This is a genomic window from Tianweitania aestuarii (genome assembly GCF_018457165.1).
GTDB lineage: Bacteria > Pseudomonadota > Alphaproteobacteria > Rhizobiales > Rhizobiaceae > Tianweitania > Tianweitania aestuarii.
On the sequence record NZ_JAFMNX010000005.1, the window covers coordinates 40,705 to 59,737 of the forward strand.

Genomic DNA, 19,033 nt, shown 5'->3' on the forward strand with positions numbered 1-19,033 from the left:
AACCAAGAGGCTGTTGGCGCATTTTTGCCACAACGAAGATCCGCTCGTTGAAAGGTAAACGCTATGACGCTCTCAACAATTCTCATCATCATTCTGGTTCTGCTTCTGATCGGTGCGATCCCGAGCTGGCCTTATTCGCGCGGCTGGGGCTACGGTCCGTCCGGTATCGTCGGCGTCATCCTGGTGGTGTTGCTGATCCTGGTTCTGATGGGCCGCGTCTGACGCAGCCTGCCTGAGACCTCTATGAAAAGCCCGGCCTTTGTGCCGGGCTTTTTTGTTTCGGCTTTCAGTGACCGGACCTTGCGCCATCGGCAGCGGCCGCAAAGCGCGCCGCAAAGAACACGAACACCAGCAATGCCGACAATCCGAGATAGATCGGGGCAAAGCCCGTGCTTTGCGCGATGAAGCCGATAAAGGACGGCGCGACGAGGATGCCGGAATAGCCGAGCGTCGTCACCACGCTCATGCCGGCTGCCGAAGAGATGCCCGGCTGGTTGCCCGCTGCCGAAAAGGCGATCGGGATGATGTTGGCAAGGCCGAAGCCAGCGAAGGCGAAGGCTGCGATGGCGAGCCAGGGCGTCGGCGACAGGCCGGCGACGAAGATGCCTACGGCTGCAATCAGGCTCGACACGCGCAAGGTTTGCACCGCGCCGAAGCGGTTGCGCACGATATCGCCGAGAAAGCGCATCGTTGCCATCGTGGCGCAGAAAGCGGCAAAGGCGAAGCCGGCGGTGGCGATGTCGGCGCCGCGTTCTTCGCGCAGATAGATCGCGGCCCAATCGAGCACCGCGCCTTCGGGGATCATGCCGAACAGGGCGATCAGGCCTACGATATAAACGGCGGGCTGACGCGGAAAGCGCGTTTTGGTTCTGGTTTCAGCCGCTGGCTGATCTTCGCTAAGAAGAAAGCGGATCGCAACGATCACCACGATCAAGGTGAGACCCGCGACAAAGGCGGCGTGAGGCAGGGCACCGAAGCGCTGGATGGTGAGGCCGCCAAGGCCGCCGCCGGCAAAGCCGCCGAGGCTCCAGAAACCATGCGAGGCCGACATGATGGCCTTGCCGAGTTTGCGCTCAACCGCCACTGCATTGGTGTTCATCGCGACATCCATGCCGCCCACCAGCGCGCCGAAGATCACCAGAGCCGGCACGGCCAGCCAGACGCTGGAGGTCGCAACCACAAGCAGGAGCCCGAGCGTGCAGGTGAGCGCAAAGGCGGTCAGCACCTTGCGCGAGCCGAAGCGGGGAATGAGCAGGCCGCAGGACGGCATGGCGATCAGCGCGCCGAGGCCGAAGCCGAGGATCAACAGACCCATGGTGGCTTCGCGAATATCGAGCCGGGTCATCAGAAGCGGGATCTGCGGCGCCCAGGATCCGACAATGAAGCCGTTGGTGCAGAACATGGCGGCGACCGCCCAACGGCCGCGCCGTGCCGTCGCCCTGTCGTCGATCGTGACCGCCATTGTCGCCCCCTTGATCTGCGGGACGACAGCTAAATTGAAGCGGTGCCAAGTCAATCCACAAAGCATGACCGGCATGGAGCCAGCCGGTCACTTCGCGTGACCGGCTGATATTCAGCTATAAACGATGAGCAGGTCCTTGGCGTCGATCTGGTCGCCAGTCTTGACGAGCACTTCGGCCACCGTGCCGTCGCGCTCGGCATGAAGGGCGGTTTCCATCTTCATGGCCTCGATCGACAAAAGCACGTCACCGGCCTTCACCGCCTGTCCCGCTGAAACCGCAAGCGTGGACACGACGCCCGGCATCGGCGCGCCGACCTGGCTCTCGTTGCCCGCCTCGACCTTGCGGCGCACCGCTCCGTTGGACGCGCCACGCGCGCGATCGAGCACCTTGATACGGCGCGGCTGGCCGTTGAGTTCGAAGAACACGGTGGCCTTGCCCTTGGAATCGACATCGCCCTGTCCAAGGCAGCGGATCACCAGCGTCTTGCCTTTCTCCAGCGCGACGAAGATCTCGTCTTCCATTTCCATGCCGTAGAAATAGGTCGGCGTCGGCAAAACGCTGACGGGGCCATAGGTGTCCTGCGCGGTCGCGAAATCGAGGAAAACCTTGGGATACATCAGCCAAGACGCGAATTCCTGCTCGGAGGGAGCGCGGCCGAGCTTGTCTTCCAGCTCCTTGCGCAATGCGGGCAGATCGGCGGCCTCGAGCAGTGCGCCTGGCCGCTGTGTGATCGGCTCGGCGCCTTTAAGCGCTTTCTTTTGAAGGTTTTCCGGCCAGCCGCCGGGCGATTGTCCGAGATCACCGCGCAGCATGGACACGACCGAATCCGGGAAGGCGATGTCCTTTGCGGGGTTCTCGACATCGGCAACGGTGAGATCCTGGGACACCATCATCAGCGCCATGTCGCCCACCACCTTGGAGGAAGGCGTGACTTTCACGATGTCACCGAACATCAGGTTCACGTCGTGATAGCTTTGCGCCACCTCGTGCCAGCGGGTTTCCAGGCCAAGCGAGCGCGCTTGTTCCTTCAGGTTGGTGAACTGGCCGCCCGGCATTTCATGCAGATAAACTTCGGAAGCCGGACCCTTCAGGTCGCTTTCAAAGGCCGCATACTGGTTACGCACGGCTTCCCAGTAGAACGAAATGCGCCGGATGGCTGCCGGATCGAGGCCGGTCTGGCGATCCGTGTCCTTGAGCGCTTCGACGATCGAGCCGAGGCAGGGCTGCGAGGTGTTGCCGGAAAAGGCGTCCATCGCCGCATCCACGGCATCGACGCCGGCTTCCACGGCAGCGAGCACGGTCGCGGCTGAGATGCCGGATGTGTCATGCGTATGGAAGTGGATCGGCAGATCGGTCGCTTCACGCAGCGCTTTGAACAGCACGCGCGCGCCGGCTGGTTTCAGAAGGCCCGCCATGTCCTTGACGGCAATAATGTTGGCGCCGGCTTTTTCCAGCTCTGCCGCCATGCCGGTATAGTAGGTCAGGTCGTATTTGGCGCGCGCGGGGTCGAGCACGTCGCCGGTATAACAGATCGCCGCCTCACAGAGCTTGTTCTCGCTGCGCACGGCGTCCATCGCCACGCGCATATTGTCGACCCAGTTCAGGCAATCGAACACGCGGAAGAGGTCGACACCGCCGCTCGCTGCTTCGCGCACGAAATGCTGCACGACATTGTCGGGATAGTTGGTGTAGCCGACACCGTTCGCACCGCGCAGCAGCATCTGCAGGAGAATATTGGGCGCGCCTTCGCGAATCTTGGCGAGCCGTTCCCACGGATCTTCGGTCAGGAAGCGCATGGAGACATCGAAGGTCGCACCGCCCCAGCATTCCAGTGAAAGCAACTGCGGCAGCGCACGGGCATAAGCGCCGGCGATCGACACGATGTCATGCGTACGCATACGGGTGGCGAGCAGCGACTGGTGGCCATCGCGCATGGTGGTGTCGGTGACGAGCACGCCCTTCTGGTCGCGCATCCACCTGGCGAAACCGTCCGGCCCGAGCGCATCGAGCGTGTGCCGCGTGCCGTCGATGATCGAACCGTCGAAATGCGGCACGCGCGGTGCTGCGATGTCTGCGCGCGGTTCGGGACGGCCGCGGGTCTCGGGATGGCCGTTCACCGTGACATCGGCGAGATAGGTGAGGAGCTTGGTGGCGCGGTCCTGCCGCTTCACGCTGGCAAACAGCTCGGGCGTCGTGTCGATGAAGCGCGTCGTGTAGGTGTTGTTCTGGAAGGCCGGATGCGTGATGATCGCTTCCAGAAAGGTGAGGTTGGTCGCCACGCCGCGAATACGGAACTCGCGCAGCGCACGCTCCATCCGCTTGATCGCCTCGCCGGGTGATGGCGCCCAGGCGGTGACCTTTTCGAGCAGCGGATCATAGAAACGGGTGATCACCGCACCGGAATAAGCGGTGCCGCCATCCAAACGAATGCCGAAGCCGGTTGCGCCGCGATAAGCGGTGATGCGGCCGTAATCGGGGATGAAATTCTGTTCGGGGTCTTCCGTGGTGATGCGGCATTGCAGGGCATGGCCGTTCAGCCGGATGTCTTGTTGCGCCGGCACGCCGCTTTCGTCAGTACCGATGGCGGCGCCCTGGAGGATGTGGATCTGCGCCTTCACGATATCGATGCCGGTGACCTGCTCGGTGACCGTATGCTCGACCTGGATGCGCGGATTGACCTCGATGAAGTAAAACGCGCCGGTATCGGCATCCATCAGGAACTCGACCGTGCCCGCGCCGACATAATCGGTGGCGTCTGCGATCTTCAGTGCATGAGCGCAGAGCTCGGCGCGCCTGGTCTCATCGAGATAGGGGGCAGGGGCGCGCTCCACGACCTTCTGGTTGCGGCGCTGGATCGAACAATCGCGCTCGAAAAGATGCACGGTGTTGCCATGGGTGTCGCCGAGCACCTGCACTTCAACGTGGCGGGCACGCTCCACGAGCTTTTCGAGATAAACCTCGTCCTTGCCGAAGGCACCCTTCGCTTCGCGCTTGGCTTCAGTGACTTCGCGGGCCAGATCGGCCTCGGCGCGGATGGCGCGCATGCCGCGACCACCACCGCCCCATGACGCCTTGAGCATCACGGGATAGCCGATCTCGGCCGCGAGCTTCTTCACCACCTTCATATCGTCGGGCAGCGGCTCGGTGGCCGGCACGACGGGTACGCCGACCTCGATCGCCAGATTGCGTGCGGCGACCTTGTTGCCGAGGCGGCGCATGGTTTCAGGCTTGGGGCCGATGAAGATGATGCCGTTTTGCGCGCAGGCATCGGCAAATTCGGGGCTTTCCGACAACAAGCCATAGCCGGGATGAATGGCGTCGGCGCCCGACAGCTTGGCGACGCGGATGACCTCGTCGATCGACAGGTAGCTTTCGATCGGACCGAGATCTTTCGCCAGATGCGGGCCGCGGCCGATCGGATAGCTTTCGTCGGCCTTGAAGCGATGCAGGGAATATTTGTCTTCTTCGGCCCAGATCGCGACGGTGGCGATGCCCAGTTCATTGGCGGCGCGGAACACGCGGATCGCGATTTCAGACCGATTGGCGACGAGTATTTTCTTGATCGACAAAACTTTCTCTCCCTGCCGCTGCGGGCGGCGGCGCCAAGTTTGCGTAAATCATGATGCAGCGCAACATTGGGAGCGCCGCGAAACAGGAAAAATCCCCGCTGCGGGAGCCTTGAACGCAAAAATGCCCGGCGCTGAGCACCGGGCATTTCGAAGCGATCAGACGCTGAAGAGCTTAGAGCTGCTCGTAGTTGTACTTGCCGTCGGCGTCCTTCTTCCACTGATACATCACGTAGTCAGCGTCGGTACGGTCGCCCTTGTCGTCGAAGGACAGTTCGCCGAGAACGGTCTTGAACGGACCCTTCTCGTGGATGGCCTTGGCAACTTCTTCCGGATCGTTCGAGCCGGCGGCAGCAGCGGCCTGCGCTATGATCTGGGCCGATGCGTAGGCATAAAGCGTGTAGGCTTCCGGCTCGAAGCCAGCGGCGCGGAACTTCTCGACCACTTCCTTCGCGTTCGGGTTCTTGCGCGGATCCGGGCCGAACGTGTTGTAGGTGCCGACCACGGCGTCGCCTGCGATCGAAGCCAGCTCGTTGGAAACGATGCCGTCGCCGGAGAACAGCGGAGCCTTGAGGCCCTGGTCAGCCGTCTGGCGGATCAGAAGGCCGGCTTCGGTGTGGAGGCCGCCCCAATAGATCAGCGTCACGCCGGCCTGCTTCATCTTGGCGATCAGCGCTGAGAAGTCCTTGTCGCCGGTGTTCACGCCTTCATACATGACTTCCGTCACGCCGGCTTCGTTGAGCGCCTTCTTGGTTTCGTCGGCAAGACCCTGGCCATAAGGCGTCTTGTCGTGGATCACGGCAACCTTGGCGTCCTTCATGTTGTCGGCAATGTACTTGCCGGCAACGGCGCCCTGCTGGTCGTCACGGCCGCAAACGCGGAACGTGTTCCACAAACCACGCTCGGTGAAGACCGGGTTGGTCGAGGCCGGGGTGATTTCGAGAATGCCGTTTTCGGCATAGACTTCAGACGCCGGGATCGAAACGCCCGAGTTGAAGTGGCCGATCACGAACTTCACGCCGTCGGCAGCGAACTTGTTGGCGACCGAAACGCCCTGCGTCGGATCTGCGGCGTCGTCGCCAACCGCGATCGTGATCTTCTCGCCGTTCATGCCGCCGGCTGCGTTGATGTCTGCAACCGCCTGTTCGGCACCCTTTTGCAGCTGCGCGCCGAAGGCGGCATTTGCACCGGTGATCGGACCGCCGACACCCAGCACGACATCGGCGAAGGCGCTGCCGCTGAAGGCGACAAGCGCGCTCAAGGCGACTGCTGATAACAGAGACTTCTTCATGAGTGCACTCCCATTCACAAAAGCAGGCCTGGATGAAACTTCCGTGCGATGCCCACCCCTCGCAGAAAGCAGAGTTTGCCCATTTTCAGGCAGTTGTCACGCCGGATTCAAAGTGTTCCGGCGAGAATGGTGAAGATCAACCCCTGGCCTTCCAGGACAAAGGGGATCCTTTTTCGTAGAGCCAACCATACTGGCGCACCATCTGGTTCGTGCGCGTGTACTGGTAGCCCAGAAAGCCGATGATCATCAGGATAATCGTGTCCACGAGGTAGAAGTGGAGCGAGAACATCGTGCCTTCGAACAGCGCGTGATGGATGAACCGCACGGCGATCCCTAAAGCCATCAGCGAAAAGAACAGCGACAGGTGGGACCGCCAGGTCAGCGCGCAGGCGCGGCCCGTCATCCATGCAGCCCATCCGCCGAGAATGAACGTGATGAAGAAGAATTCCCAGATATTGGCTTCTTCGTAAAGTAGACCGCTCACGACATCGTCTCCTGCATCAATGCCGCCCGCCTTCGAGATAGGCGGCGCGAACTTCCGGATTGGCGAGCAGGTCGCGCCCGCTGCCAGACATCGTAACGGCGCCGTTGACCATGACATAACCGCGATGGGCGAGTTTCAGCGCGCCAAAGGCGTTCTGTTCCACGAGAAAGACGGTGAGGCCTTCGGTGCGGTTGAGTTCGCGAATGGCATCGAAGATCTGCTTCACGATCAGGGGTGCGAGGCCGAGCGACGGTTCATCGAGCAGCAACAGCTTGGGTCGTGCCATCAAGGCGCGGCCGATCGACAGCATCTGCTGTTCGCCGCCAGACAGCGTGCCGCCGCGCTGATCGATGCGTTCCTTCAGGCGCGGAAAGAGGGTGAAGACCTTTTCCACGTCCTGATCAAAATACTGCATATTGTCGAGGCTGGCGCCCATCTGCAGGTTTTCGCGCACGCTCATGCGCGGAAAGATGCGGCGGCCTTCCGGCGACTGCGCGATGCGCAACCGGGCGATCTCATGTGTCGGCATCGTAGTGATGTCGGTGCCTTCGAACACGATCCGGCCCGAGCGTGCATGCGGTGCGCCGCAGATCGTCATCATCAGGGTCGACTTGCCGGCGCCATTGGCACCGATCAGGGCGACGATCTCGCCCTTGTTGACCGAAACGTCGACGCCGTTCAGTGCGCGGATGTTGCCATAGAAGGTTTCAACCTTTTCAACGGCGAGAAGGGCAGTTTGTCCCGTCATTGTGCTGGGCCTTTCGGTTTGACGGGATCGGTAGCGCCGGTCTGTGCCTCGACCTGAGCCGCTTTCGATGCGGCTGGCGAAGCGGGCACGATGGTCTCGCTGCCGGCTTCCTCGACCGTGTCTTCGATCGGGCCTTCGAACATGGAAGAGGTTTCGCTTGGGCCGAGTGCTGGCGGCGGCGCAACGTCGCCTTCTTCCAGAATATGGTCGTCGCCCACTTCCACCAAGGCGTCGGTTACTTCTTCGTCGTCGACGCCGAGATAAGCGGCAATCACCTTCGGATCGCTGCGCACAGACGCTGGGGTGCCATCGGAAATCTTGCGGCCATATTCCAGAACCACGACGTGGTCGGAGATTTCCATCACAACGGCCATGTCGTGTTCGATCAGAAGGATGGAGGTGCCGGTGTCGCGCCGAATGCCGAGCAGCAACTCGTTGAGCGCGAGCGACTCCTTGGGGTTCAAACCGGCGGCGGGTTCATCGAGGCACAGAAGCTCGGGACCGGTGCACATGGCGCGCGCGATTTCGAGGCGGCGTTGTGCACCATAAGACAGGTCGCCCGCCGGATCGTCTGCACGATCGATCAGGTTGGCCTTTTCCAGCCAGTAAACCGCCTTTTCGATCGATTCCCGGCTGGCATCCTTGTAGCTCTTGAGACCGAGCAGACCGAGCACGGTGAAGCCGGATGCGCGCATCAGGGCGTTGTGCTGGGCGACAAGCAGGTTTTCCAGCACGGTCATGCCGGAAAACAGGCGGATGTTCTGGAAGGTCCGCGCAACCTTGGCCTTGGCCGTGATCTGGAAGTCCGGCAGCCGTTCGAGAAGGAACTTCTCGCCCGACTGACGGGTCATCGTGATCATGCCTTCGGTCGGCTTGTAGAAGCCGGTGATGCAGTTGAACACGGTGGTCTTGCCAGCACCATTCGGGCCGATCAGCGCAGTAATCTCGCCGCGCGGTGCGGTGAAGGACAGGTCGCCGATGGCAACCAGGCCGCCGAACTTCATCGACAGGTGTTCAACCGACAGGATCGGCGTTTGCAGGTTCGTGTCAGCCATCAGCCGTGGCCTTCCTTGGTGAATGTCGAGGACACGGCGCGCGCTTCCTTGAGGTAGGCGGTGGGTTCTCGGCTGCCGACAAATCCGCGCGGCTTCCAGACCATGACAACAACCATGGCGATGCCGAACAGAAGCATGCGGTAGAGTTCGGGTGTGAAGGACTGGCCGAACACGATCTTGAGGAACTGCATTTCGCGCAGGATTTCCATGCCGCCGATCATCACCAGCGCGGCGATCGCGATGCCCGACAGTGAGCCCATGCCGCCCAGAACCACGATGGCCAGGATAATCGCCGACTGGAGGAACACGAAGCTTTCGGGATTGATGAAGCCCTGGCGTGCCGCAAAGAAGGCACCGGCAAAACCGCCGAACATCGCGCCGATCGCAAAAGCGGTGAGCTTGGTGTTGGTGGTGTTGATGCCGAGCGAACGGCAGGCGATCTCGTCTTCGCGCAAGGCTTCCCAGGCACGACCCACCGGCAAGCGGCGCAGGCGGATGGTGACAAAGGCGGTCAGCATCGCGAGCGCCAGGATCAGGTAATACAGGAAGATCGTATAGTAGGCGCCCGAGGGCCGCAGTGCGAACAGCGTGACGATCGATTCCGGCAGGACCTTCAAGATGTAGTCCGGCGAGGAAATGTTGAAGTCGAACAGGCCGAAGAAGGTGATCTTCGGAATGCCGGAAATACCGGCCGACCCGTTGGTGACTTCGCGCCAGTTGATGAGCACGAGGCGGATGATTTCACCGAAGGCGAGCGTCACGATGGCGAGATAATCGCCGCGCAGGCGCAGCACCGGGAAACCGAGAATGATGCCCCAGAACGCCGCCATGATGCCGGCGGCCGGAAGCAGGATCCAGAACGACAGGCCGAATTCGGTGCCGAGCAGCGCGTAGGCATAGGCGCCCACGGCATAGAAGGCGACATAGCCGAGGTCGAGCAGGCCGGCGAGGCCGACCACGATGTTCAAACCCCAGGCCAGCATCACATAGATCAGGACCTGGACGCCGAAGTTGTTGACCCATTTCAGCGAGCCCTGCAGGCCGGCCGTGGACAAGATGAAGATCGGATACAGCACGAGCAGTGCGATCATGATCTTGAAGCGGTGGCGGCGGATAAAGGACTGGTCCTTTTCGTCCACCACGGCGATCGGCGCGCGATTGGCGCGGCGCCGGTCTACCGCCGGAATAACGAAGGCGATGAACAGGAAGCGGCCGAGGGCGACGAGCGCAACCACGATCGCCAGCGTGACCCAATGGCTTTGCAGGATCAGCCGGTTGGAAATGTCCTGCGTGCTTTCCAGGCCGATAAAGAAGAAGAACAGTCCGAAGGAAAGCAGGGCCGCCCAAAGGGCCTGACGCGCTGCTTCGCCATAGGGGCTCGACGCTTGGCGCGTTGTGGTGTCCGAGATCGCTGTCATGAACTCAGACCTTTTCCACTTCCGGCCGGCCGAGAAGGCCAGAAGGCAGGAAGATCAGCACGATGGCGAGGATCGAGAAGGCGGCCACGTCCTTGTAGTCGATGGAGAAGTAGGCCGACCACAGCGATTCGATGAGGCCGATCAGAAGACCGCCGAGCACAGCGCCCGGGATCGAGCCGATGCCGCCGAGAACGGCCGCGGTGAAGGCTTTCACGCCGGGCACGAAGCCATCGGAGAAGGCGACCACGCCGTAATACATCAGGAACAGCGTACCGGCGACGGCGGCAAGCGATGCACCCATGATGAAGGTGATGGAGATGGTGCGGTCGACATCGACGCCGAGCAGCGCGGCCATCTTGCGATCCTGCTCGCACGCTCTTTGCGCACGACCCAGCGAGGTCTTGTTGACGAGGTACCAGAACACGGTCAGCAGCACGATCGTGACCACGGCGATGACGATCTGCTTCAAGGAGATCGAGATGCCGAAGACGTTGTAGACGTCGCTGATCAACGGCGGGATCGGCTTGTTGCGCGGACCCTGCGTGACCTGAACGAAGTTCGACAGCGCGATCGACATGCCGATGGCGGTGATCAACGGGGCCAGACGGAAGGAACCGCGCAGAGGGCGGTAGGCGACCTTTTCGATCGTCCAGTTGTAAAGGCTGGTCATGATCATCGCGACGACCATCATGATCAATAGCGCAACCACGACCGGCACCGAATAGAACATGGCCGACAGGATCAGGAACACGATCAAGGCGACAAAAGCACCGATCATGAAGATGTCACCATGGGCGAAATTGATCATGCCGATGATGCCGTAGACCATCGTATAGCCGATCGCGATCAGGCCATAGATCGATCCCAGCGTCAGCCCGTTGATAAGCTGCTGGATGAAATACTGCATACTTTTAGTCGCGCTCCCCGAGAATGTCGCAAACGAGGCCCGTTGCGCATTCTTCTAGTTACCCCGCCAAGTCGTAGCTGCTTGGCATGTGAATGCAACGCCAAACTTCTACGCCCATCGTCTAGCTTCGCGGAAGAAACGAGGCCCGGTAGAAGGCCTGCCCCCGCGCAAGTGGACCATTGTCTGGCTAGCATTGGCCTAAACCAGAGTCATCGCCTATTTTCGCCACATTCTCTTTCCGCTGCGGAATGTGCGACGTTTTCTTAAACGCTGAAGCCGTGGCGGAACGGATCGCGGTCGTCGATGAAGATGGTGTTGAAGCCGGTCTGGCGCGCCCAGCCGCCGATCGACGGGATGATCGCCGGCGTGCCTTCGACTTCCGTTTCCATCTCGACGCGGCCGTTGAAGATCGAGCCGATGATCGATTCATGCGCAAAGCTCTCGCCGACGGTCAGCTTTCCCTTGCCGTGAAGCTGCGCCATGCGTGCCGAGGTGCCGGTGCCGCAGGGCGAACGGTCGATGGCCTTTTCGCCGTAGAACACGGCATTGCGGCCATGCGCGCCGTCCACCGTCGGTGCACCGGTCCACTGGATGTGGCGCAAACCGTTGATGTCCGAGTTGCCGGGATGCACGAACTGGTAGCGCTCGTTCAGCCGTTCACGCAGAACGCGGCTCATGGCGATCAGCTCGCCGGCCGTATAGTCGGCCATATCGCGGTAGTTTTCCTGCGGATCGATGATGGCGTAGAAGTTGCCGCCATAAGCGATATCGACGGTGATGTCGCCGAGGCCGGGGCACTGGACGGCAAGTTCTTCGGCATAAAGGAAGGACGGCACATTGGTGATGCGCACTTCTTCCACGTAATCGCCTTCCTGGCGGTATTCGGCAATCACCAGGCCGGCCGGTGTATCGAGGCGCAGTACGCCCGGCGTTTTCGGCTTCACCAGACCTTGTTCGATCGCCATCGTCACCGTACCGATCGTGCCGTGGCCGCACATCGGCAGGCAGCCGGAGGTTTCGATGAAGAGGATGGCGATGTCGCAGTCGTCGCGCGTCGGCGGATAAAGGATCGAGCCTGACATCACGTCATGGCCGCGCGGTTCGAACATCAGGCCGGTGCGAATCCAGTCGTATTCGGCTTCGAAATGCGCGCGGCGTTCCAGCATGGTCGCGCCATGGAGAAGCGGTGCGCCGCCTGAAACGAGGCGCACGGGATTGCCGCAGGTATGTCCATCGATGCAGGAAAAGGTGTGGCGAGCCATGGGGGATCCTAGAAGCGATCGGCACGGAAGGGGTTGAGATCGAGCGGCGTGGGCTGGTCGAGCACGAGATCGCGGATCAGGCTGCCGGTTGCGGCGGCTTGCGTGAGGCCGAGATGGCCGTGGCCGAAGGCATAAAAGACGTTGTTTGCGCGCGCACGGCTGATGACCGGCAGCGAATCCGGCATGGACGGCCGATAGCCCATCCATTCGCGCCCGCCTCTCGTGTCGAGACCGGGCAGAAAACGCTTTGCCTTGGTGAGCATGGCTTTCGAGCGCTCGTAATTTGCAGGACGCACGAGGCCGGCGAGCTCCACCGCGCCACCGACGCGCAAACCGGTTTCAAGCGGGGTAATGACAAAGCCGTCGCCGGAAAAGATCAGCTGCCGCTTCACGTCGAAGGCGGTGGTGGGCAGGGTGGTGTTGTAGCCGCGCTCGGTTTCCAGCGGGATGCGGTCGCCAAGATGGGCAGCGAGCTTGTGCGACCACGCGCCCGCGGCAACCACCAGACGCCTGGCGCGGCGCGTTTCGCCATTGTCGAGATCGATCTGGATCGTGTTGCCCGCACCGATCGACCGCACGCCGGCTTCCACGAAACGCGCGCCGCGGCTTTCCGCATAGGCCCAGATCGCCTTGCCGAGCAGCTTGGGGTCGGAAACGGTTTTCCAGTCCGGCACGAAAGTGCCCTTGGTGAATTCGGGAGACAGGCCGGGCTGAAGCGCTGCGAGCTCCGCGCCTTCAACATGGCGGAAGGCGATGCCGAAGCGATCGCGCGCATCCCAGCCGGGGAGCGAAGCTTCGAACTCGGCCTGGTCGCGGTAGAGTTCGAGCGAGCCGTCTTCGCGCAACATGGACCGCGTGTTTGAGCGCTCCATCAGCGCCATCCACTCGCGCTCGGCAACCCGCATCAAGCCGGCCTGCGCCTTGAGTGCGGTTTCGTAGTGATGAGCGGCGCTGGAGCGATGGAAGTGCCACAGCCAGGGCGCAAGCGTGGTGAAATAGGCCGGCGGGATCGACAGGGGACCGAGCGGATCGCGCAGCCAGCGCGGCAGATTGCGCAGCATGCCCTTTTGCGCCAGCGGCAGCACATCCGAAAAAGCGAAAGCGGCGGCGTTGCCGGAACTGGTTTCCTCGCAGATGCCGGTGCGGTCATAAACCGTCACGGCAAAACCTGCTTCGGCGAGCATGGCTGCGGTACAGATGCCGATGATGCCCGCGCCGATGATTGCCAGATCGTCCGGCGCCGCCGTGGTGGTCATCGGGAGGTCCTTGATTGTCAAAAGCAAGCCACGGCAGAGATATCCGCGCCGTTTTCCGGCAGCCGAAATCATTCCACCGACCTGATCGCTAGGGCTCGTGTTGGCTTGTGTCAATCACTGATATATCAAGGCGAGAATGATTGATGATCTTGATGTTCCGGTCGCCTCGAAGGCCTATCACGCGCTTGAAGAGATGATCGTGACCCTTGCGCTCGAGCCGGGAAGCACAACCACCGAAAGCCTGCTTGTGGAGCGCGTGGGACTTGGTCGCACGCCGGTGCGCGAGGCGATACAGCGTCTGGCATGGGAAGGGTTCCTGATCGTTCGACCGCGCACGGGGCTGCTCGTTGCGCCGCTGGACCCCGGCGGCTGGATCAAGGTGCTGGAAGCGCGGCGGGGGATCGAGATCGTGCTTGCCCGTTCGGCAGCCCTGTCGATCACGCCGGATGCGCGCCGGCCGTTTCTGCAGGCATCGGAAGCGATGTATGCGGCGGCGGCGGCAAAGAACGACAAGGCGTTTCTGGTTGCCGACAAGCGATGGGACGAGGCGCTCGCTGCCGCATCGGACAATCCGTTCGCAGTGCGGGTCGCGGCACCCTTGCAAACGCATAGCCGCCGCTTCTGGTATCGCTTCAAGCGTGCCGACAGTCTGGCTCAGGCGGCCAACCGCCATATCATGGTGATCGAAGCGGTTTTGCGCGGCGATGCCGATGGGGCAGCGGATGCCATGCAGCGGCTGATGGATATGTTGCAAAAAGACGCCGAAGCTTCGCAGCCCGGCGTCTCTTTCAACTCAGAAAATGATGCGAAACGGCTGGTCGATGCCGCTGTCGTCTAGACCGTTTGCGGCTTAGGCGCTCGGGCCGATGTTGCCGCGGCTCTGCCAGCCATCACCGGCCGACAGGATGCAGGAGTTGCCATCGGTGCCGGTGGCGAGGATCGTCCAGGTGCCGGCGTCCGACACGAAGACTTCCAGAACCGCGCTCTGATCAACAACGCCCACCGACTGCGGGGCTTCCTTGAACTGGGCCGACAGCTTCTGCACGATTTCGTTGCGAGCGCCGCAGGTATTCATCTGGTCCATCGTCTGCGACGCGACCTGGGCGGCGGCCGTCTGCTGGATCGGAGCGATGGGGGCTGCCGGATCGGCGTGAATGGCCGGAGCCGACGCGAAGATGCCTGCAATGGCGACGGGGGCAAGAAGAGTTGCAATGCGGATCATGATCTTCTCCTCGAGAGCCTGGCGAACATCCGGAAGCCTCGCTTCTCATTTGTTCGCACCGGTCTGAATTCTTTGTCTCGCTGCTGCGGTTTCAGTCATGCGCTGCGATGATCAGATAAGTCTCGCGGGTTAACCTTGTTGCATCACGTTTTGTTGATCGAATGAAATCGCTCTTGACGGAACTAAAAAGGCGGCACTGGTATGCCGCCTTTTCCTAAAATTAACGATAAAACCGTATTAGTTCATCGTGGGGATCACGAACTCCGCCCCGTCCTTCACGCCGGACGGCCAACGCGAGGTGACCGTCTTGGTCTTCGTGTAAAAGCGGAAAGCATCCGAACCGTGCTGGTTCAGATCGCCGAAGCCCGATCCTTTCCAGCCACCGAAGGTGTAATACGCGATCGGAACAGGGATCGGCACATTGATGCCGACCATGCCGACCTGAACCCGGCTGGCGAAATCACGCGCCGCATCGCCGTCGCGCGTGAAGATCGCGACACCGTTGCCGTATTCATGCTCGTTCGGCAACTTGAGCGCTTCCTCGTAATTGGCAGCGCGCACCACCGACAGAACCGGGCCGAAGATTTCTTCCTTGTAGATCGACATGTCGGCGGTGACCTCGTCGAACAAGCAGCCGCCCATGTAATAGCCGTTCTCGTAGCCCTGCATTTTAAAGTCGCGACCATCGACCACGAGCTTGGCGCCTTCCTTGACGCCGGCATCGACATAACCGCGCACGCGATCAAGCGCCTGCTTGGTGACGAGCGGGCCGTAATCCGCGGATGGATCGGTGGACGGGCCAACCTTGAGGCTTTCGACGCGCGGAATAAGGCGTTCCATCAAACGGTCGGCCGTGTCCTTGCCGACGGGAACCGCAACCGAGATCGCCATGCAGCGCTCGCCGGCCGAACCGTAGCCTGCGCCGATCAGCGCATCCACGGTCTGGTCCATGTCGGCATCCGGCATGATGATCATGTGGTTCTTGGCGCCGCCGAAGCACTGGGCGCGTTTGCCGTTGGCGGTGGCGCGGCTGTAGATGTACTGCGCGATCGGGGTCGATCCCACGAAGCCGATGGCCTTGATGTCGCGATCATCGAGGATCGCGTCCACGATTTCCTTGTCGCCATTGACGACATTGAGGATGCCGGCCGGAAGGCCCGCTTCGATGAAGAGTTCGGCGATCTTCATCGGCACGCCCGGATCACGCTCGGATGGCTTCAGGATGAAAGCGTTGCCGCAGGCGATCGCCGGCGCGATCTTCCACAAGGGGATCATGGCCGGGAAGTTGAACGGCGTGATGCCGGCAACCACGCCGAGCGGCTGGCGCATGGAATAAACGTCGATGCCAGGACCGGCGCCGTCCGTGAACTCGCCCTTCATGAGATGCGGCGCGCCGATGCAGACTTCCACGACTTCGAGGCCGCGCTGGATGTCGCCCTTGGCGTCGGGAATCGTCTTGCCGTGTTCGCGCGCCAGCAGTTCGGCCAGTTCGTCGTAGTCGCGCTGAACGAGATCAAGGAACTTCATCAGCACGCGCACGCGGCGCTGCGGGTTGGTGGCGGCCCAGGCCGGCTGTGCTGCCTTGGCGTTTTCGACGGCCTGACGCAGTTCGGCCACCGTGCCGAGCGCAACCTGGCCGCGCACCGAGCCGTCCATCGGCTGCATGATGTCCTGGCTGCGGCCGCTGGTTGAAGCGACATGCTTGCCGCCGATAAAATGTCCGACCTGATCCATTGTGTTCTCCCTGATCTCACCTTGGAGCGATGATGGCCCACTGTGCCTCGCTCACGCTTCGCGCGCAACGCGAGGGAAAACGCAGCCGTTGTGCATGAATTGATGTCGCATCCGGTTTCGTCCTACAATCCTCGCAAGGCTGGAGCGCATCGCGATGAACTGGGACGACATCCGCATCTTTCTCGCTGTTGCGCGATCCGGCCAGATCCTGGGGGCGGCGAAGCGGCTGGGCATCAACCATGCAACGGTGTCGCGCCGCGTCGCCGCACTGGAAGACGATGCCAAGACCAAGCTCTTTCGCCGTGTGACCACCGGCACGCTTCTGACGCCGGCCGGCGAGCGCTTTCTTTTTGTCGCCGAGCGCATGGAAGCCGATCTGATCGCCGCGCGGGCGGAACTCTCGGGCGAGGAGGAGGCGGTATCCGGTCCAGTGCGCATCGGCACGCCGGATGGGTTCGGCGTCGCGTTTCTCGCATCGCATCTCGGCGAACTGATCGAGCGTCACCCCGAACTGGAAATCCAGCTCGTTCCGGTGCCGCGCTCATTCTCCTTGTCGCGGCGCGAAGCCGACATCGCGATCACCGTTGATCGACCGGTGGAAGGGCGGCTGGTGGCCGGGAAGCTGGTGGATTATTCGCTGCAGCTTTATGCCGGCGAGGGCTATGCCCGGGATCGCGGCCTGCCGCAAACGATCCCCGACCTTCTGCGACACAGTCTCGTCGGCTATGTCGGTGATCTCACCGTCAGCCCGTCGCTCGATTATGCGCCGGACGTCACGCCCGACTGGCAGGCGCGGTTTTCGATTTCGTCCGCCCTGGGGCAGGTGGAAGCGGTGCGCGCCAATGCCGGCATCGGCATACTCCACACCTTCATCGCGCGTCGTTATGCCGATCTCGTTCCGGTGCCGGCTGCACCGCCGATCCGGCGTGCCTACTGGCTGGTTTACCATGACTCGGTTCGCGCCGTGCGCCGGGTGCAGGTGGTGGCGGCGTTTATTCAGGAAGCGGTTGAAAAGAACCGCGGCATCTTTTCGTGAGCGCAAAAAAAAACGGCCCGCGTGAGCGAGCCGTTCTTGTTGATGGTGCGGAGCTGAGCGTTACTGTGCGGCGCTCGAACCACCGCCAGCAGGCGGCGTTGCGGCACCAGACGGTGCTGCCTCACCAGCCGGAGCGGCGCCTTCAGCTGGTGCAGCCGGTGCAGCCGGAGCCGTCGACTCGGTTGCTGGAGCCGTGGTTGCCGGTGCAGTGGACTCGGTTGCCGGAGCGGCCGGCGTGGTGGTTGCCGGTTCGGTCGTGGTCGTGGACCCTGCGCCCGTGTCAGCCGGGGTCGGCGTCTGGGAGCTTGGAACGAACACGAAGTAGGCAACGATCGCCAGAACGACGATAATGGCGCCGATCAGGATGCCGTTGCCCGACGAACGGTTGGACACAACCGTCGAATTGTTTGGTGCGGTTGCCGTCGTAGCCAGCGGATCAGCTGCTGCCGGATCAACGGGACGGCGGTTCGGCGACAGTGGATCGTTGTTTGGTGGTATAGCCATGGTGCGGATCTTCCCTGGTTTGTTGTGGGTAGATAACGCGGAGGCATCGATTCGGTTTCACGGGGGTGTGACAGGCTTCATCGAACAACCTGCGTGACCGTGAAGCCGGAGTTGCGCAGCAGGCTGACGAGCCCTTCCTTTCCCGGCAGATGCAGCGCGCCGACCGCCATGAACGCCCCGCCTTGCGCCAGGATCGGCTGCGCCCGTTCGGCCATGACATGGTTGCGCTGCGTGATCAGCACCTGCTCGAACTGCGCGTAACCCTGTCCATCGGGATCGGGCATGACATGATCGAGCAGCGGCCAAAGCAGCGCGATTTCGCCCTCCTTATAAAGCGCGATCATCGTTTCGTTGACATCGTTTATGCCGTCGCCCAGCGCCACCGTATCCACCAGGCTTTGCAGGTGGAACGACATCGGCAGCTTCGCCATCGCTTCGAGCTGTTCGATCCCGGTTTCGAGCCCGAGCACGTCCTTGTTCGCCCCACTCGCCTTGTCGGCCAGCGTGGCGTCGAGCACGATCGCGCCCTTGGCCTGGCGGGCAAGCTCGCAAGGGGAACTCGCCAGCATCGCGGCCAGGATCCACGGCTTCATCTTGTTGACGCTGGCCAGACCGATGCCGCGCGCCTGGAGGCCGTTCTCGACGGTTTTCCGTTGTTCGGGCGCAAGCAGCGACATCAGCGTGGTGGCGTCGGTGAACATCATGAGGTCGGGCCGCTTAGCCAGCACCGCCATCATGCGGTTCTGGCTGAGCGCATCGGTGGTTTCGATCACCAGCCGGTCGGCCGCATCCAGCGCTTCGTCGGCGGCAGGAGGAAGTGCCAGCACACGCGGATCGGTGACATGCATCGTGCCGAACAGAAACGACGGTGCCGCGCCCGCGCGCTCGATCTTCCACAACAGGCCTTCGCCATTTTCCGTTTGCGCTGCCTTTTCACGAATGCCGGCCAGCGCCTGCGGATCATCCCTTTGCAGTTCAACCACGAGGTTCTTGCCGGAACAGGTGGCGTCCTGCGCCAGCAGCGGCGGGGGTGCCAAGGCGAAGAAAAGGGCGAGAAACGGCAGGGAGAGTGCTTTCATGCCCGTCT

At 62.0% G+C, this 19,033-nt stretch carries 17 protein-coding genes; 3 read left to right on the top strand and 14 right to left on the bottom strand.

From position 1 onward, the window contains the following. Window positions 1-63 precede the first annotated feature (63 nt). A complete protein-coding gene (locus JYU29_RS16240; protein ID WP_213985908.1) occupies window positions 64-222 on the top strand; it encodes a DUF3309 family protein in 159 nt (52 codons plus the stop codon). A 64-nt stretch (window positions 223-286) separates the two neighbouring features. Here the strand turns inward: JYU29_RS16240 and JYU29_RS16245 are convergent, their stop codons facing one another. The 10 genes from JYU29_RS16245 to JYU29_RS16290 form a co-directional block, all read right to left on the bottom strand. Further along, a complete protein-coding gene (locus JYU29_RS16245) occupies window positions 287-1,462 on the bottom strand; it encodes an MFS transporter (protein WP_213985909.1) in 1,176 nt (391 codons plus the stop codon). A 111-nt stretch (window positions 1,463-1,573) separates the two neighbouring features. Continuing rightward, window positions 1,574-5,032 carry a pyruvate carboxylase gene (pyc, locus tag JYU29_RS16250; protein WP_213985910.1) on the bottom strand — a complete coding sequence of 1,153 codons (3,459 nt, stop codon included), beginning with the start codon at window positions 5,030-5,032 and terminating at the stop codon, window positions 1,574-1,576. 172 nt (window positions 5,033-5,204) lie between these two features. Continuing rightward, the gene (locus JYU29_RS16255; RefSeq protein ID WP_213985911.1) at window positions 5,205-6,320 is read right to left on the bottom strand and encodes a branched-chain amino acid ABC transporter substrate-binding protein; all 1,116 of its coding nucleotides are present in this window, start codon (window positions 6,318-6,320) and stop codon (window positions 5,205-5,207) included. 136 nt (window positions 6,321-6,456) lie between these two features. Beyond that, window positions 6,457-6,804, bottom strand: a complete 348-nt coding sequence (locus JYU29_RS16260) for a DUF6867 family protein (protein ID WP_213985912.1) — start codon at window positions 6,802-6,804, stop codon at window positions 6,457-6,459. A gap of 16 nt (window positions 6,805-6,820) precedes the next feature. Continuing rightward, the gene (locus tag JYU29_RS16265; RefSeq protein WP_213985913.1) at window positions 6,821-7,552 is read right to left on the bottom strand and encodes an ABC transporter ATP-binding protein; all 732 of its coding nucleotides are present in this window, start codon (window positions 7,550-7,552) and stop codon (window positions 6,821-6,823) included. Continuing rightward, window positions 7,549-8,607 (bottom strand): ABC transporter ATP-binding protein, encoded by a 1,059-nt coding sequence (locus JYU29_RS16270; RefSeq protein WP_250157528.1) that lies wholly within the window; start codon window positions 8,605-8,607, stop codon window positions 7,549-7,551. The genes JYU29_RS16265 and JYU29_RS16270 overlap by 4 nt, the downstream gene beginning before the upstream one ends. Continuing rightward, a complete protein-coding gene (gene livM / locus JYU29_RS16275; protein WP_431192874.1) occupies window positions 8,607-10,016 on the bottom strand; it encodes a high-affinity branched-chain amino acid ABC transporter permease LivM in 1,410 nt (469 codons plus the stop codon). The genes JYU29_RS16270 and livM overlap by 1 nt, the downstream gene beginning before the upstream one ends. A 13-nt stretch (window positions 10,017-10,029) precedes the next feature. Further along, window positions 10,030-10,932 (bottom strand): branched-chain amino acid ABC transporter permease, encoded by a 903-nt coding sequence (locus JYU29_RS16280; RefSeq protein ID WP_213985915.1) that lies wholly within the window; start codon window positions 10,930-10,932, stop codon window positions 10,030-10,032. Window positions 10,933-11,195: 263 nt separating this feature from the next. Continuing rightward, window positions 11,196-12,194 carry a 4-hydroxyproline epimerase gene (locus tag JYU29_RS16285; protein WP_213985916.1) on the bottom strand — a complete coding sequence of 333 codons (999 nt, stop codon included), beginning with the start codon at window positions 12,192-12,194 and terminating at the stop codon, window positions 11,196-11,198. Between the two features lie 8 nt (window positions 12,195-12,202). After that, the gene (locus JYU29_RS16290; RefSeq protein ID WP_213985917.1) at window positions 12,203-13,450 is read right to left on the bottom strand and encodes an NAD(P)/FAD-dependent oxidoreductase; all 1,248 of its coding nucleotides are present in this window, start codon (window positions 13,448-13,450) and stop codon (window positions 12,203-12,205) included. A 136-nt stretch (window positions 13,451-13,586) separates the two neighbouring features. Here JYU29_RS16290 and JYU29_RS16295 point away from each other — a divergent pair, with 136 nt between their 5' ends. After that, a complete protein-coding gene (locus JYU29_RS16295) occupies window positions 13,587-14,288 on the top strand; it encodes a GntR family transcriptional regulator (protein WP_213985918.1) in 702 nt (233 codons plus the stop codon). A 12-nt stretch (window positions 14,289-14,300) separates the two neighbouring features. Here the strand turns inward: JYU29_RS16295 and JYU29_RS18390 are convergent, their stop codons facing one another. Both JYU29_RS18390 and JYU29_RS16305 read right to left on the bottom strand, forming a co-directional pair. Further along, window positions 14,301-14,672 carry a hypothetical protein gene (locus JYU29_RS18390; RefSeq protein ID WP_250157529.1) on the bottom strand — a complete coding sequence of 124 codons (372 nt, stop codon included), beginning with the start codon at window positions 14,670-14,672 and terminating at the stop codon, window positions 14,301-14,303. A 237-nt stretch (window positions 14,673-14,909) separates the two neighbouring features. Continuing rightward, window positions 14,910-16,406 (bottom strand): CoA-acylating methylmalonate-semialdehyde dehydrogenase, encoded by a 1,497-nt coding sequence (locus tag JYU29_RS16305; protein WP_213985919.1) that lies wholly within the window; start codon window positions 16,404-16,406, stop codon window positions 14,910-14,912. Between the two features lie 154 nt (window positions 16,407-16,560). Between JYU29_RS16305 and JYU29_RS16310 the strand changes: the two genes are divergently transcribed. Beyond that, window positions 16,561-17,442, top strand: a complete 882-nt coding sequence (locus JYU29_RS16310) for a LysR family transcriptional regulator (RefSeq protein WP_213985920.1) — start codon at window positions 16,561-16,563, stop codon at window positions 17,440-17,442. Between the two features lie 60 nt (window positions 17,443-17,502). On the opposite strand, the gene JYU29_RS16315 is transcribed toward JYU29_RS16310, so the two are convergent. Together JYU29_RS16315 and JYU29_RS16320 are read right to left on the bottom strand one after the other, a co-directional pair. Beyond that, on the bottom strand, window positions 17,503-17,946 hold the full coding sequence (locus JYU29_RS16315) for a hypothetical protein (RefSeq protein ID WP_213985921.1): 444 nt from the start codon (window positions 17,944-17,946) through the stop codon (window positions 17,503-17,505). Between the two features lie 77 nt (window positions 17,947-18,023). Next, a complete protein-coding gene (locus tag JYU29_RS16320) occupies window positions 18,024-19,025 on the bottom strand; it encodes a TraB/GumN family protein (protein WP_213985922.1) in 1,002 nt (333 codons plus the stop codon). Window positions 19,026-19,033: the final 8 nt, after the last annotated feature.